The organism is Psychrobacillus antarcticus (assembly GCF_029533155.1).
In the GTDB taxonomy this organism is placed as follows: domain Bacteria; phylum Bacillota; class Bacilli; order Bacillales_A; family Planococcaceae; genus Psychrobacillus; species Psychrobacillus antarcticus.
The window spans coordinates 20668-34043 of record NZ_JAIZDB010000014.1 but is presented as its reverse complement, the minus strand read 5'-3'; the positions used below and the strand labels follow the sequence as shown (position 1 = coordinate 34043).

Sequence of the window (13376 nt, the reverse complement as noted above, 5' to 3'; positions counted from 1 at the left end):
TTTCTCCTTTACAAAATATTCTGTGTGTGATATATTATCTGAATATTATAAAAATATAGAAAAGGAGACGATTACTATGACAAGAATGAAAACGGAGACGAAGAACACGCATTGTCCATATTGCAAAGGAGAGGGGTATTTCCAACTTCGATTAGGCGGGTCTGAAACATGCAACTGTTGTAATGGGTCTGGTAGAAAATAAAGAAGATTATGACAAAAAAGTGAAAACAAATATGTTCATTGAATACTAACCTCCGTTAAGGTAAACTATTTACAGATGTTACGGAGGTTATATAATATGGAGTTTATGTTAGTTCAAATGATACTTTCAGTTGTTATATTTTTTGTCATGTTTTTTGGAATCGCCTTCTTAATGAACATGTTACTTCGTATGACATGGTTTATGGCCATTCTTTATCCGATTGTTGTGGTACTAATCATCGATGAAGTTGGGTTTTTTGATTACTTTACGAAACCAGGATCAGCATTCTCAGCTCTAGGAGAAAAAATTGTTTCTCTACATGCTGCAGATATAATTATTTTAGCTGGAGGTCTTGTAGGTACAATTGCTGCGGGCTTTGTCATAAAATTTTTAAGAAAAAATGGTTATCAGATGTTTTAATAGAAAAGGATGGCTCCATAGAGCCATCCTTTTCTTATTGAATAAAATATACAAAAATGTAGCGTAAACACAGAGTTCATGGGACTAAAAAGAATGAATAATACTACTGATTTCCGTTCCAACGCACTTTCATGTTTCGAAGCTAGCGCAGCGATGTAGAAAGTTAGAGAAACTATACTGTAATAAGGATGTAAAGGTAGATTTTCTTTTACATTAGTGGGAAAGGAGAAATAGTAAGTATTTACTTAATAAAGAAGCGAAACAGCGAACGAAATTGCATCTTCGTGAGCTTTGCTCTATCAATTGGAAAGTATCTTTTCTCTAGTTATCCAAAAATGTACTTACCTTTCTCTAAAAGTTGTTTAAGGGTGGCGAACAGATAAATGCCATACGATTATCGAAAAAAAGTGATATTGGTTGTGACGATTGTCACAACCAATATCACTAAAAATTGACTCGGTAATCAAATAGCAAAACGACTGTTCAAAGCCCTTTGGAAACGATAGAAACAGGCTGTGACCTTCAATGACCGGATGTCTTTTTGCCCCATTTTACTTATTGTATAATGTTATAAATTACAATAGAAATCAGTATACCGGTTATGGCACCCATGAAAACTTCAATAGGTTTATGACCTAGTAAAGTTTTAAGTTCCTCTATTTTCTCTTCATTTTTCTTCTGGGACCAATCTCTCGTTTGCTCCACAAATAGTTGGAAATCAATGCGCATTTGATTGATCATAATTGCTTGCTGACCAGCTTGGAAACGGACGCCTGTTGCATCGAACATAACAATTACCGCGAATACCATAGCAACTGCAAACAATGGAGAATCCAGCCCTGTTTCAAAAGCAATAGCAGTACATAAAGATGTAACAGCAGCAGAGTGAGAACTAGGCATTCCACCGGTAGAAGTGAATAAAGACCAATCTAATTTTCTCGTCATTAAAAAGTGAATGGGAATTTTGACGAATTGTGCAAAGAAAATAGAAAAAAGTGCAGCCAGAAGTGGAGTGTTTTGGAGGATTGCCAAAGTAGACACCGCCTTTCATTTTTGAACTTATATGATTGTTAGTATATCACATTCCTTCCATTCGAAAAATATGTAAGGTTCCTATATAATAGGAGTATATCGAAAATAGTAGGGGGAAAAATAATGATTATCCATACAAATGAAGTAGTATTTGAAGAAGTACAATCAGAAACGCTTGTAGTTGGAGTTTCTAAGCATATAGAAAATACACCAAAATGGGATACTTTTTTAAATAGTTTCGGAGAGCATATAGGCGACTGGGTAAAAAGTGGAGATATTTCCACTGATTTAAAGAAAATTGTCAAAATTCCTGTATCGAACCAAGAATCAGTAAAAAGAGTACTATTTGTAGGACTAGGTGATCGAAAACAATTAACGCAAGAGAGCGTGCGGGAAGCGTTTGGTCTTGTCGGTAAAGAATTACTAACTAGTAAACCAGAATCACTTGCAATTTGGCTTCCTTCATTTACTACTGAAACTATAACTGTAGCAGATGTATCTTATTTAGCAGCTGAAGGAATTGGCATGGGTTCATTTACATTTTTGGGGTATAAAACAACTTCGAATGTTCCTGACTATTATTTACCGTCTATCGAACTGTTAATGGACGAAGAGGATGAAGAGGTCGTTTCTTATTTTGAAGTAGGAACCATTTATGCAGATGCTGTAAATGAAGCAAGAATTCTTGTTAATACACCTGGTAATGTATTGACTTCTACTCAATTAGGGGAATATGCAAGAGAGCTTGGAGAAACATACGGATTCGAAACCGAAATCCTTGGAAAAAAAGAGATGGAAGAGCTTGGAATGGGTGCACTTCTTGCAGTAAATCAAGGCTCCGTTGAAGAACCAAGACTTATAGCTTTAAAATATCAAGCAACGGATGATTGGACGGATGTTGTAGGATTAGTAGGCAAAGGTATTACTTTTGATACAGGTGGATACTCTATTAAAACTAAAACTGGCATTGTTGGTATGAAGGGTGACATGGGGGGAGCAGCTGCCGTTTTAGGGGCAATGCAAATTATTGGAGAACTTCGTCCAAATAAAAACGTGATCGCTGTCATTGCATCTACAGACAATATGATTTCAGGTAGTGCTTTTAAACCAGACGATGTTATTACATCCATGAGTGGTAAAACGATCGAAATTTTAAATACCGATGCAGAAGGTCGTTTAGTTTTAGCGGATGCTGTTACATATGCTAAGCAACAAGGAGCGAACTATATTGTAGATGTTGCAACGTTAACAGGTGGCGTTATAACGGCATTAGGATATGATAAGACTGGTGCATTAACGAACAATGAGGAATTCTTCGAAACTTTCATGGAAGCTTCCCTAGAGACAGGAGAATTCGTTTGGAGACTACCTCTAACTGAAAGCGACAAAAAACGCATTCGTAAAAGTGATGTAGCAGACCTTAATAATTCACCCGGTGGAGATGGTCATATGATATTCGGTGGAGGGTTTGTTGGGGAATTTGTTGAGGAAACTCCATGGATTCATCTGGATATCGCAGGTACATCTGATACAAAAGCTGCTCATGACTTTGGACCAAAAGGTGGTACTGGAGTTATGGTACGTACGTTAGCGACATTAGTAGAAATAATGGCGGACGAAGAATAGGGCATATGCACAGACTCGATTTTCCTAGTGGCATACACTGAGAGGAAAGGAGGAGTAGCATGGTCAGATATCGGGGAGGTTTTAGGGGTCCTGGATTTGGAAGCTTTGGAGGCTTTGGAACCCCATTTATAGGTGGCTTAGTAGGAGGTCTTGTAGGTTCTGCATTATATGGAGGATTCGGAGGGTATAGGCAACCATATCCATATTACCCGTATCCATATCCGTATTACTATCCATATACCCCATATCCGCCTTATTATGGTGGATATTACTAATAAAATTGATAAAGGTAAAAAAGCTTTTGTATCCTCGGTTATCCGCGGGTACAGAAGCTTTATTTTATTTATAGTGTGATGAGCTTAAGTAAATAATAGGTCTTGAGTTGAATATTTCTACTAATGAAGGTTGCAACTAGAGGTATACAGTAAAAATGTCTTTACGGCAAACTTGGGTATATTTAAAGATAAAAAGGAGAGTATAGTGTTTAAAAGCAAATTGGTAGAAAAACTACCAATTTGCTTTATAAAAAAATCGAGTATTAATTTTCCATTAATTCATCCTTACAGTTATTCAAGTTCCGAAACAGTTACGAATGTATATCCTTCGCTGATCAAATATACAAGAACATCTTCTAGTCCTTGAGCAGTGGATAAATGTATATCATGCATTAAAATGGTGCTTCCATCATGAACACTGCTCTTCACAGATACTAATAGCTGAGAGGCATCACGATGTTTCCAATCAAGTGTATCTACGTCCCATAATACAACTGGTAAGTTCAAAATGTTCACCAAATCATCATTAAAAGCACCGTAGGGAGGGCGAAAAACGGTAGGTTCCTGTCCAGTGGATTGTTCGATGATGTTATTTGTTTTGGAAACCTCTTCCAAGATTGCATCTGTGGTCATATTAGTTAATTTTGCATGAGTCCATGTGTGATTGCCAAGCTCATGTCCGGCTTTCAACACATCGCTTGCAATCTCCGGGTAGAATTCTACTCTGCTCCCAAGCATAAAGAATGTCGCTTTTGCATCATACTTTGCTAAAGTTGTTAGAATACTAGGTGTAACTTTTGGATCTGGTCCATCATCAAAAGTTAAAGCAACTCGCTTCATTTTAGTATCATCAATTTGTTGGTCAACTTGAGTTGAAGTCTCATCTTTACTGTTTTCTTCTACTTTAACATCCACAGAATTATCTTCTACAGGAGGTTTTGGCAATCTATCCACTGAAATATCAAGCTTATAAGGTGCAAGCAGTTCTTCATTTAACTCGGAAAGGGGGACAGCAATGATCGGTGCACCTGCCGCCCCGCTAGCAATCTCATACTCATCAAAATAGATAACAAGTGTATCGTCTATTATTGCAAACTGTTCAAAGTTACTCCATCTTGGTTCGGTAGCTAGCAACATTTCTTCTTCTTGCACCTGATCTTTCAGACTGGGGTCTTTCTTAATATTATCTCGTACAAGTGATGAAAGCTTTACAAGATTAGATTCATCACCTCCAAATAGATCATTAATCCCTATAATTTTTTCTGATTTAGGGTGAAAATTAATCGTGTTAAATTCTGTATATCCATTTGCTCCACCAGTATACATTCCAGTAATCATAACAAATGAAAAAGACCCTGAGGTATGTGGAAATATTTCAAATGCGATGTTCAATTCTCCAGGGATCTTACTACCTCTCTGTTTATTTTCTTGCATGGCGATTAAATAAGTGTCAAGCTGTTCATCTATGTATTTTTTGATACTTACATTAAATGATTCTACTTTGCTATGTGGGTATTGCATTGAATAAGGCGAATACTCGTCATTTGACACCTCCGTTTTTATAAGTATTCCAGGAAAAGCCGATTCTTTAGTCGAATCTTCTTTTTTTATTTCTGTGTTTTTTACTTTGCTGCTAGTTTGGATTGCATTGCTCTTTGTTGAGGAACTCAGTAGGATGAAGGTCATACTCAGAAGTGCAATTATACCAATACAAGCAACCTCAATCCATGGTACTCGTTTTTTGATACGGGATTTGTTCATAAGATGGTATTCTCCTTTATTATGTGTAATTCAACTTCACATTCATAAACAAATATAAATATACTACTATTTAGACGGTTAAGCAGATAAAAAAGTTTGCTAAAATAATAATTTATAGGAAATTTATATCCATTCTTATAAATATTTCGAATAAAGCTACGAGGGAGCCCAAATTCAATCTATTAATTCATCAAAAAAGCATGTTTTGAATTTTTTCAAAACATGCTCGTTAGATAATTTTTATCAGCTCTTATTGCAGCTTTTCTCTTTTCTTTTTAATCACTTCAGCTAAATCATCGCGTACCGTTTTATCGGTTAATTTAACCCCTGACAAGTAAGCTGCTCGCCCCATCATATGTCCTCCAACAGGTCCTGTGATGAATATAAAGAGAATTCCTAATAAAATACGAGAATTGAAATGACCTTCAATTAACCAAAAATGAAGGAATACCCCTAGTAATATGCTCATAACGCCTAAAGTTGCGCTTTTTGATGCAGCATGGGCTCTTGAGAATGCATCAGGTAGGCGTATTAAACCAATAGCAGTAACTAAGATGAAAATGGTTCCAAAAGAAATAGTACCAATGATAAGAATATTAGCTATTACGGTCACGTTGAATGATTTCTCCCTTCTCCGTGAATTTAGAAAATGCGACAGTCCCGATAAAAGATAGAACTGCAAGTAACATGATAACCTCTAGGAAAAAGACGGTATCAAAAAGAATAGATATAAGCCCAATTAGTGCTATTAGGCCAACTCCTATAGCATCCAATGCAATAACGCGGTCTGGAGTAGAAGGACCCTTCACTAGGCGATAAACAAAACCTAAAACGGATAAACTTATTAACACAACAATTACCCATAGAAAAGTTATCATGATCTACTCACCTCCAAAATGGCTTTTTCGAACGTATTCTGTATGGATTCTATTGCCTCATCGATATCTTCAAAATCTATCGAGTGGATATATAATGTTTTATTATCATCTGAAATATCAATTACTATGGTACCTGGTGTTAAAGTGATCAAACTAGACAACAGGGTAATCTCCCAATCTTGTTCGAGTACTGTCGGCATCGCAAAGATTGCGGGACGAATAGGCATGGTTGGTTGCATGATTAACTTTAATACAGAGAAGTTGGACAACACAAGTTCCTTTAAAAATAGGGAAGCTAACTTAATGACAGCCCATATACGGTCCATATAAAATCTAGAACTAAATGATTTACGAAGCATGAAAAGCATAAGTAATCCGAGTAAATAACCGACTATGAACGTCGTAGGCTTAATAGACACCGATAAGAACATCCAAGTAAGAGCGATTAGTACATTCAATAAAATTTGAAAAGCCAAATTATTTCACCCCTTCGAATACAGCATCAACATATATAGAAGGATCGAGTAGTACATTTGCGGCATCTGCCATAAATGGTACTAAGTATTCTGCACCAACGCCATAAAGGACCGTAATTCCAGCTAATGTGATCGCTGGAGCCAATAAATGACGATATTTTTTTGGACTAATAAGATGCTCTCCCTTTTCCTCACCCCAGAATGCATAGATGAAAATACGAATTGCAGAGAGTAGTACTAGTAAACTAGATGCTAATATGAAAATACTTTGCCATAGGAGCTCAGCTTCAAATCCACCTTGTACGATTAATAGCTTCCCTATAAAACCACTTAAAGGCGGGATACCAGCTAGTCCAAATGCAACGATTAAGTAACTCCACCCGAGCATTGGATAACGCTTGATAAGTCCGCCCATTTTACGTAAATCGGACGTCCCTGTAATCTTAATAATAATTCCTATGAATAGAAACAGTGCACCTTTAATGAGAATATCATGGATCAAATAAAAGACAGACCCCATCATTCCACTTTCATTCATAACAGAGGCTCCAAACAATATAACACCCACAGCTATGACAATATTATAAATAATAATTTGTTTTACATCAAAATACGCTAGAGCTCCAATACATCCTACCACAATAGTAAGAATGGAAAGTATCATTAATAAATTATGCGTATACCCTACATCACTTGTGAAAAACAGGGTATACGTTCGCATTATTGCATACACCCCTACTTTTGTAAGCAACGCTCCAAATAATGCAAGCACTGGGATAGGAGGGGCTGCATATGATCCCGGTAACCAGAAGAATAACGGGAATATACCACCTTTGATCCCAAATACGATTAGGAATAGAACTGCTATAACTGTCACAATCCCAGATGGTCCTATTTCTGCTAGTTTTACAGAAATATCCGCCATATTCAATGTGCCAACTACAGAATACAAATAACCAACTGTAATAACAAACAAAGAGGAGGATACAACATTAACAATTATGTATTTGATCGATTCTTTCAGCTGAATCTTTTCTCCTCCTAAAACGATTAACACATAAGAGGACATTAATAATACTTCAAAGAATACAAACATATTGAAAATATCGCCAGTAGTAAATGCACCATTTACACCTGTAAGCATGAATAGGATCGCAGGGTAATAAAATGCTTTTTCTCGTTCCTCCCCTATAGAAGTGAAACTGTACCACACTACAAAGAATACGATGAGTAGAGAAGAGGTAACCAATAATGCAGAAAGCATATCAGAAACCATTGTAATTCCAAATGGAGGTGCCCAGCTACCTAATGTGAGGGTTTGTACACCATCTACTTTTACTTTGTAAAGTAAGACAAAGGATGAAGCTAAAGCGAATAGTAAACCAATCATCGTTACAATTCGCTGAGCTTTCACTTTTTTAGGGAAAAGTAATAGAACAGCGGCAAACAGAAAAGGAATTAGGACAGGGAATAATAATAAGTTAATCATTGTCTTCATTTCCTTTCATTAAATCCATATTGTCGGTATCAACAACTTTATATGCACGGTAAGCTAAAACGAGCGAAAAAGCAGTTACACCAAAACTAATGACAATCGCCGTTAAAATAAGCGCCTGTGGTAATGGATCTGCATAATCCGTAATTCCATCTGCTAATACAGGAGCAGATTCCCCGCCTAATCCACCCATCGTTAGTAGTAATAGATGGGTTCCATGACTAAGCAAACCAGTGCCAATAATTATACGCAGTAAGCTTCTAGATAGTATTAAATAGACGGCAGCCATAAATAGAAAGCCGATTAAAATGGACATCAAAATCTCCATTATTCATCTCCCCCTATCATTTGAATGATGGTTATCGTAACGCCTACAACTACTAAGTATACGCCGGTATCAAAAAACATAGCGGTATGGATAGATGTTTCTCCAAGCAATGGTATGTAAAAGTCATCAAATACGTGAGTGAAGAATGGGACATTAAAGAAAATGGAACCTGATGCAGTTAAGATTGAAATTAATAAACCAATTGCAGTAACTACTGTGTAATTAATCGGTAGCATTTCTTGTACGGTTTTCAAATCGAAAGCTAACATCAGTAAAACAATGGCACTAGACATAACTAATCCACCTACAAATCCTCCACCTGGAGTATAGTGACCGGCAAAAAAGATATGAATGGAGAATAGAAAGATGATGAAAAACACTACTTTTGTGGCCGTTTGAATAATTAAATCATTTGTTTTCAACTTTTCTATCTCCTTTCTTTTTTGCTAGGCGAACTGTTATCATTCCGATAATTCCAAGCGATGCAATAGTAAGTACACTAATTTCAAATAATGTATCAAAGCCACGATAATCGACTAAAATAACATTTACGATATTTCCTCCACCTGCTTCTGAATAGACGGTTTCCTTGTAATAGTCAGAGATGGATTTTACAAGCTTTTGAGAATGGGAAGCAATCGCTATTAATGTAACCATTACACCAACACCCAAAGCAATAACGAAGTTAGTCAAGCGGAAACGACGATCTTCTTTTCCCTTTTCATATTTATTCAATTTAGGAAGATGATAAAATGCACCTAAAAATAGTGCCACCGATACAGTTTCTATAACCAATTGAGTTAATGCGAGATCAGGCGCTTTGAATATGACATAGAACAATGAGACTGTATATCCAACTGCTCCCAGTGCAATAATCGCAGTCAGCCTTGAATTTGTTATTAAAATAGTCAGTGTACTAATTACTAATACAATGGAAATTAACACTTCAAAAAATTGAATTGGCGCCAAATTAGTTAAATCTATGACAAATGCATCTTTAATCCACATTGTAAACGCTAATAGAATAATAATTGCACCGAACATATAGATTAAGTACGATCGAATAGATCCAGTCATATAAGTAGAGGATAGTCGATTAGCACCTTTGTCTGATAGGTTCATCAACCCATCGTAAAATCTATTGAGAGATATGTTAGCAGGCATTTTATCGTAAATAGGAGACCATTTAGCAATTGTTTTATATAAAATGAAACCTATTAAAAAGATACCTAATGTCATATACAATGCTATAGAGTCAAAACCATGCCATGCTTTTATCTTAAATCCAACATCTGCAGGCACTTGATAAGCTAGTGGCTGAATAGCTGCTACTGCGGGTTTTATGAAAGTGTTTCCAAAAAAATTAGGAACAAAGAATATTACGATCACAAGTATTGCTAAAATACTCGGAGATACAAGCATGCCTAGAGGTGCTTCATGTGCTTTTTTCGGTAACAGCTCAGGTTTGTAGTTGCCTCTAAATGTATGGAATACAAAATATAGGCTATAGACAAATGTGAAAACACTAGCAACCCAGGCTACTAATGGAAACAAAATCCACCAAGATTCTAAAGAATGCACATTAAAGTGCTGCAAGGAAAGAGTAGCATCTAAAAACATTTCTTTACTTAAGAATCCATTAAATAGTGGAATTCCAGCCATGGAGAAACTACCAATCATAGCGATAGTAAAGCTAATAGGCATCAAGCTCATCAATCCACCAAGCTTACGAATATCTCGTGTACCTGTTTCATGATCAACAATACCTGCAATCATAAACAAGCTACCTTTAAACGTAGCATGGTTCATTAAGTGGAATATCGCTGCAAAAGTAGCGAATGTAAAGGTAGTCACTAAATCTCCAGTAACATGATAGGAGATAGATCCAATACCAAGCAACGACATGATCAACCCGAGCTGGCTTACTGTAGAGAAAGCTAATATGGCCTTTAAATCTGTTTGCTTTACAGCAAAGATAGAACCCCATAACAGAGTTAGTAATCCTACTCCCGTTACAAGCCAAACCCAGACTTCTGATAACGCAAATATGGGTGTGAATCTAGCAACTAAGTATAAACCTGCTTTAACCATTGTTGCAGAATGCAGATATGCACTAACCGGAGTAGGTGCTTCCATTGCATCCGGTAACCAAATGTAAAATGGGAACTGAGCAGACTTTGTAAATGCCCCGATTAGTACGAGAACAAGTGCCCAAACAAATAACTCCTGACTTACAAGCGTTGGTGCCTGATCGATCAATTCACGAATAGAGAACGTATCTCCCATAATACCAAGTAACAGGAATCCACCTAGCATCATCAGACCACCGAACACAGTGATCATCATCGATTTTAAAGCCCCAAATCGAGAACCATCCCTGGTGTACCAATATCCGATTAGCAGGAACGAGGATATAGAAGTTAATTCCCAGAAGAAATATAAACTGATGAGATGATCTGATTGAACAACACCTAGCATTGCACTCATAAATAGTAATAAGTAAACGTAGAAGTTACCAAGTTTCTCCTTATCTTTATCTAAATAAAAGATAGAATAGAGAACAACTAATGCGCCAATTCCAGTTATGAGTAGTGAAAACAGCAAGCTTAGTCCATCTATGTATGAAACTAATGAAATATCCAATGATGGAATCCAAGCAAACTTGTCTATGTATGTGCTACCATCCATGACAGTTGGTATATATGTAGCATAAAAGATTACCAAAGCAAGTGGAGCAAGTAGCACGAACCAACCAGTATGAATACTCGAAACTTTCTTGAATAAAAAAGGAATCACTAACGCCAATATAATGGGCAAGAAAATTGCGAAAATTAAGGACAAAGGAATCCTCCTCTCAAATTAGTGTATTTAATGTATCTCCAAAATTATAACGCAGATAAGTATTAATTGCATAGAATGTATTACTTGCTATTGCATATAGTATCTTTCTTTCGATATGATATTTAAGATTAGTTAAATAAGTAGAACTAGGTAAATTAATACTGTCACAAAAAATTCACTTGCTTCTACAACAGGCTAGCCATAAAGAAAAATAACAGGAACAACCTTTCAAAGGAGTACATATGAAAAACCCTTATGTGTTTGGCTTTTTACCACTAATTACGATAGTATTGTTCAGTTTATCATTCGCTACATTTACGATGAATAAAGTTATAGAACTTTTTAAGGTAATTGGTGTGTACAGTGGAATGAGAGAATTTCTTTCCGATTTAGAACTAAAACTTTTTTTATTGATCATTCTGGCATTAATCTATTTTATGATTCTTTCTGCATTGAAACTAATTGCGGAGACGATTCATGAAATTGGTATGCTGTTTTTCTCAAAGGACTATGAAGGTAAGACTATGGCACAGGCACGTGGAGGCTTTGTTATCTTTTTTGTTGGAGCAGTGATTTCTTTAGTTGGATTTCAATCGGTCCAATTATTGCTAATTATATTTTTGATAACTACTTTTATATATTTTGTTTATGTCGTATATAAATTGAGCAGTTCGATGACTCTTGTCGGTACACTTGGATTAGTCATGTTTGAGATCATCGTCTGGAGTCTTTTTATCGCACTCGTTATTTATATAATGATTAAACTATACAATGGAATAGTTGCTAGTTTACCATTTCTTTGATTTCTATTATAGGACACGACTGACTTCCGTTTCAGGTGTAGAACGAAGGCTAAGTGCGCCACGTCGTGTGGCAATGCCTTCGTGACTAACATCCTGTTGGCCTCCGTGGGGTGAGCGATGAGCTATCACCGTCGCTAACGCGTCGATGTGATATCTCATCTGTCTCACTCATCCCACTGGAGTCGCCACCTTTCACTCCAATCAATTGAGTGAGTAGTACTTTAATATGAAATAAAGGAATATAGAATAATACTACTGCCGCTCTAATCAATAAAATTCACTATATATAGGATGATAACCGTATGAAATTGAAATTCAATTACAAGTGAGGTTTAGACATGAAAACAATAGACGAAATCACAATTACTCTTAAGTGCCTAGGCATCATTGAAGAAAATATAGAATATAAAGAAATTAAAGGAGGTACTACAGCTGGAATTATATATAGTTTATCTTCAGGAGACAAGCCATTATATGTTATAAAAATAGATCAACCTAATATAATTACTACAACGAAGGATTTTCTTCAAATTTATAGAAATGTGAAGTTGTTGCCAAATATACTTTACACTGACGAAAACAATGAATTTATAGTCTACTCTTATATTTTAGGAGATACTCATATAAATAGAGGGTCTAAGCTGGGATGGATGACTATTATTGTGGAGGAATTGTTCAATCAATATAAAAAAGCAGATGAGAACGCCAACCGGGGTAGGCTTACGGGGGTAAGTAGAAACTCATGGGCGGACTTTAATCTAGAAAGTTTAGAATATGCTAAAGCTAATATTGGGGATTTGTTTTCAAGTGAAGAACATAGAAGAGTAGGAGTTTTAGTAAATAAACTAAATACTTATGAGCATCAAGAAGAAAAGTATTATCTTCACGGAGATATTGGCGTTCATAATTTAATATTTAAAGACAGTAAATTAAATGGAGTTATTGATCCTTCACCGCTAATAGGTCCGATGATTTATGATTTTACATACGCATTTTGCTCTTCTCCAGACGATTTAGATTTAGGGACATTATTTTCATCATTTTCATTGTTGAACCAAAATAACTCAATTAGTAATACAAAGCTTTTGGAAGAGGTCTTATTTCAGTTATATACCCGTATCGGGATTTGTAAAAAAGTACATCCTCATGACTTAAGTGCTTATCTGAAAGTGTGGGAGGAATGGCGAGAGTACCTACCTTCTAACTAAAATGCTATTCCTTATCTCTTTCAGTGCTGCG

Annotated in this window: 16 protein-coding genes; 6 read left to right on the top strand and 10 right to left on the bottom strand. The window is 36.0% G+C overall.

Features of this window, described 5'->3' with window-relative positions:
- The first annotated feature begins 76 nt into the window (after positions 1-76).
- Both LDK52_RS08890 and LDK52_RS08885 read left to right on the top strand, forming a co-directional pair.
- A complete protein-coding gene (locus tag LDK52_RS08890) occupies positions 77-202 on the top strand; it encodes a YuiA family protein (RefSeq protein ID WP_277585604.1) in 126 nt (41 codons plus the stop codon).
- Between the two features lie 96 nt (positions 203-298).
- Positions 299-622: a YuiB family protein gene (locus LDK52_RS08885; RefSeq protein WP_277585603.1), complete on the top strand. Its 324-nt coding sequence runs from the start codon at positions 299-301 to the stop codon at positions 620-622.
- 555 nt (positions 623-1177) lie between these two features.
- On the opposite strand, the gene LDK52_RS08880 is transcribed toward LDK52_RS08885, so the two are convergent.
- Positions 1178-1654: a divergent PAP2 family protein gene (locus tag LDK52_RS08880; RefSeq protein ID WP_277585602.1), complete on the bottom strand. Its 477-nt coding sequence runs from the start codon at positions 1652-1654 to the stop codon at positions 1178-1180.
- A gap of 123 nt (positions 1655-1777) precedes the next feature.
- Here LDK52_RS08880 and LDK52_RS08875 point away from each other — a divergent pair, with 123 nt between their 5' ends.
- Both LDK52_RS08875 and LDK52_RS08870 read left to right on the top strand, forming a co-directional pair.
- Positions 1778-3280: a leucyl aminopeptidase gene (locus tag LDK52_RS08875; RefSeq protein ID WP_277585601.1), complete on the top strand. Its 1503-nt coding sequence runs from the start codon at positions 1778-1780 to the stop codon at positions 3278-3280.
- Positions 3281-3339: 59 nt separating this feature from the next.
- Positions 3340-3555, top strand: coding sequence for a hypothetical protein (locus tag LDK52_RS08870; RefSeq protein ID WP_277585600.1), 216 nt, complete (start codon positions 3340-3342; stop codon positions 3553-3555).
- Between the two features lie 291 nt (positions 3556-3846).
- Here LDK52_RS08870 and LDK52_RS08865 read toward each other — a convergent pair whose 3' ends face one another.
- From LDK52_RS08865 to LDK52_RS08830, 8 genes are all read right to left on the bottom strand, one after another.
- Positions 3847-5316 (bottom strand): polysaccharide deacetylase family protein, encoded by a 1470-nt coding sequence (locus LDK52_RS08865; RefSeq protein ID WP_277585599.1) that lies wholly within the window; start codon positions 5314-5316, stop codon positions 3847-3849.
- Between the two features lie 250 nt (positions 5317-5566).
- Complete coding sequence (gene mnhG, locus LDK52_RS08860) at positions 5567-5929, bottom strand: monovalent cation/H(+) antiporter subunit G (protein WP_277585598.1); 363 nt, start codon at positions 5927-5929, stop codon at positions 5567-5569.
- The gene (locus tag LDK52_RS08855) at positions 5913-6194 is read right to left on the bottom strand and encodes a Na(+)/H(+) antiporter subunit F1 (RefSeq protein ID WP_277585597.1); all 282 of its coding nucleotides are present in this window, start codon (positions 6192-6194) and stop codon (positions 5913-5915) included. The genes mnhG and LDK52_RS08855 overlap by 17 nt, the downstream gene beginning before the upstream one ends.
- On the bottom strand, positions 6191-6670 hold the full coding sequence (locus LDK52_RS08850) for a Na+/H+ antiporter subunit E (RefSeq protein WP_277585596.1): 480 nt from the start codon (positions 6668-6670) through the stop codon (positions 6191-6193). The genes LDK52_RS08855 and LDK52_RS08850 overlap by 4 nt, the downstream gene beginning before the upstream one ends.
- A gap of 1 nt (position 6671) precedes the next feature.
- Entirely contained in the window at positions 6672-8159 is a 1488-nt protein-coding gene (locus tag LDK52_RS08845) for a Na+/H+ antiporter subunit D (protein ID WP_277585595.1), read from the bottom strand.
- On the bottom strand, positions 8152-8493 hold the full coding sequence (locus tag LDK52_RS08840) for a Na(+)/H(+) antiporter subunit C (RefSeq protein ID WP_277585594.1): 342 nt from the start codon (positions 8491-8493) through the stop codon (positions 8152-8154). The genes LDK52_RS08845 and LDK52_RS08840 overlap by 8 nt, the downstream gene beginning before the upstream one ends.
- Positions 8493-8915, bottom strand: a complete 423-nt coding sequence (locus tag LDK52_RS08835; RefSeq protein WP_277585593.1) for a Na(+)/H(+) antiporter subunit B — start codon at positions 8913-8915, stop codon at positions 8493-8495. Before LDK52_RS08835 ends, LDK52_RS08840 begins: the two co-directional genes overlap by 1 nt.
- Positions 8902-11334: a Na+/H+ antiporter subunit A gene (locus LDK52_RS08830; RefSeq protein WP_277585592.1), complete on the bottom strand. Its 2433-nt coding sequence runs from the start codon at positions 11332-11334 to the stop codon at positions 8902-8904. The genes LDK52_RS08835 and LDK52_RS08830 overlap by 14 nt, the downstream gene beginning before the upstream one ends.
- Before the next feature lie 242 nt (positions 11335-11576).
- Between LDK52_RS08830 and LDK52_RS08825 the strand changes: the two genes are divergently transcribed.
- Entirely contained in the window at positions 11577-12137 is a 561-nt protein-coding gene (locus tag LDK52_RS08825; protein WP_277585591.1) for a DUF5366 family protein, read from the top strand.
- Between the two features lie 6 nt (positions 12138-12143).
- Here LDK52_RS08825 and LDK52_RS08820 read toward each other — a convergent pair whose 3' ends face one another.
- On the bottom strand, positions 12144-12296 hold the full coding sequence (locus LDK52_RS08820) for a hypothetical protein (RefSeq protein ID WP_277585590.1): 153 nt from the start codon (positions 12294-12296) through the stop codon (positions 12144-12146).
- Positions 12297-12475: 179 nt separating this feature from the next.
- Between LDK52_RS08820 and LDK52_RS08815 the strand changes: the two genes are divergently transcribed.
- Entirely contained in the window at positions 12476-13345 is an 870-nt protein-coding gene (locus LDK52_RS08815) for a protein kinase family protein (protein WP_277585589.1), read from the top strand.
- The last annotated feature ends 31 nt before the right edge of the window (positions 13346-13376 follow it).

Bases quoted from the DNA above. Each gene is read 5' to 3' on its own strand.
- LDK52_RS08890 (WP_277585604.1), top strand. From the start codon at position 77: ATGACAAGAATGAAAACGGAGACGAAGAACACGCATTGTCCATATTGC.
- LDK52_RS08885 (WP_277585603.1), top strand. From the start codon at position 299: ATGGAGTTTATGTTAGTTCAAATGATACTTTCAGTTGTTATATTTTTT.
- LDK52_RS08875 (WP_277585601.1), top strand. From the start codon at position 1,778: ATGATTATCCATACAAATGAAGTAGTATTTGAAGAAGTACAATCAGAA.
- LDK52_RS08870 (WP_277585600.1), top strand. From the start codon at position 3,340: ATGGTCAGATATCGGGGAGGTTTTAGGGGTCCTGGATTTGGAAGCTTT.
- LDK52_RS08865 (WP_277585599.1), bottom strand. From the start codon at position 5,316: ATGAACAAATCCCGTATCAAAAAACGAGTACCATGGATTGAGGTTGCT.
- LDK52_RS08855 (WP_277585597.1), bottom strand. From the start codon at position 6,194: ATGATAACTTTTCTATGGGTAATTGTTGTGTTAATAAGTTTATCCGTT.
- LDK52_RS08845 (WP_277585595.1), bottom strand. From the start codon at position 8,159: ATGATTAACTTATTATTATTCCCTGTCCTAATTCCTTTTCTGTTTGCC.
- LDK52_RS08840 (WP_277585594.1), bottom strand. From the start codon at position 8,493: ATGGAGATTTTGATGTCCATTTTAATCGGCTTTCTATTTATGGCTGCC.
- LDK52_RS08825 (WP_277585591.1), top strand. From the start codon at position 11,577: ATGAAAAACCCTTATGTGTTTGGCTTTTTACCACTAATTACGATAGTA.
- LDK52_RS08820 (WP_277585590.1), bottom strand. From the start codon at position 12,296: ATGAGATATCACATCGACGCGTTAGCGACGGTGATAGCTCATCGCTCA.
- LDK52_RS08815 (WP_277585589.1), top strand. From the start codon at position 12,476: ATGAAAACAATAGACGAAATCACAATTACTCTTAAGTGCCTAGGCATC.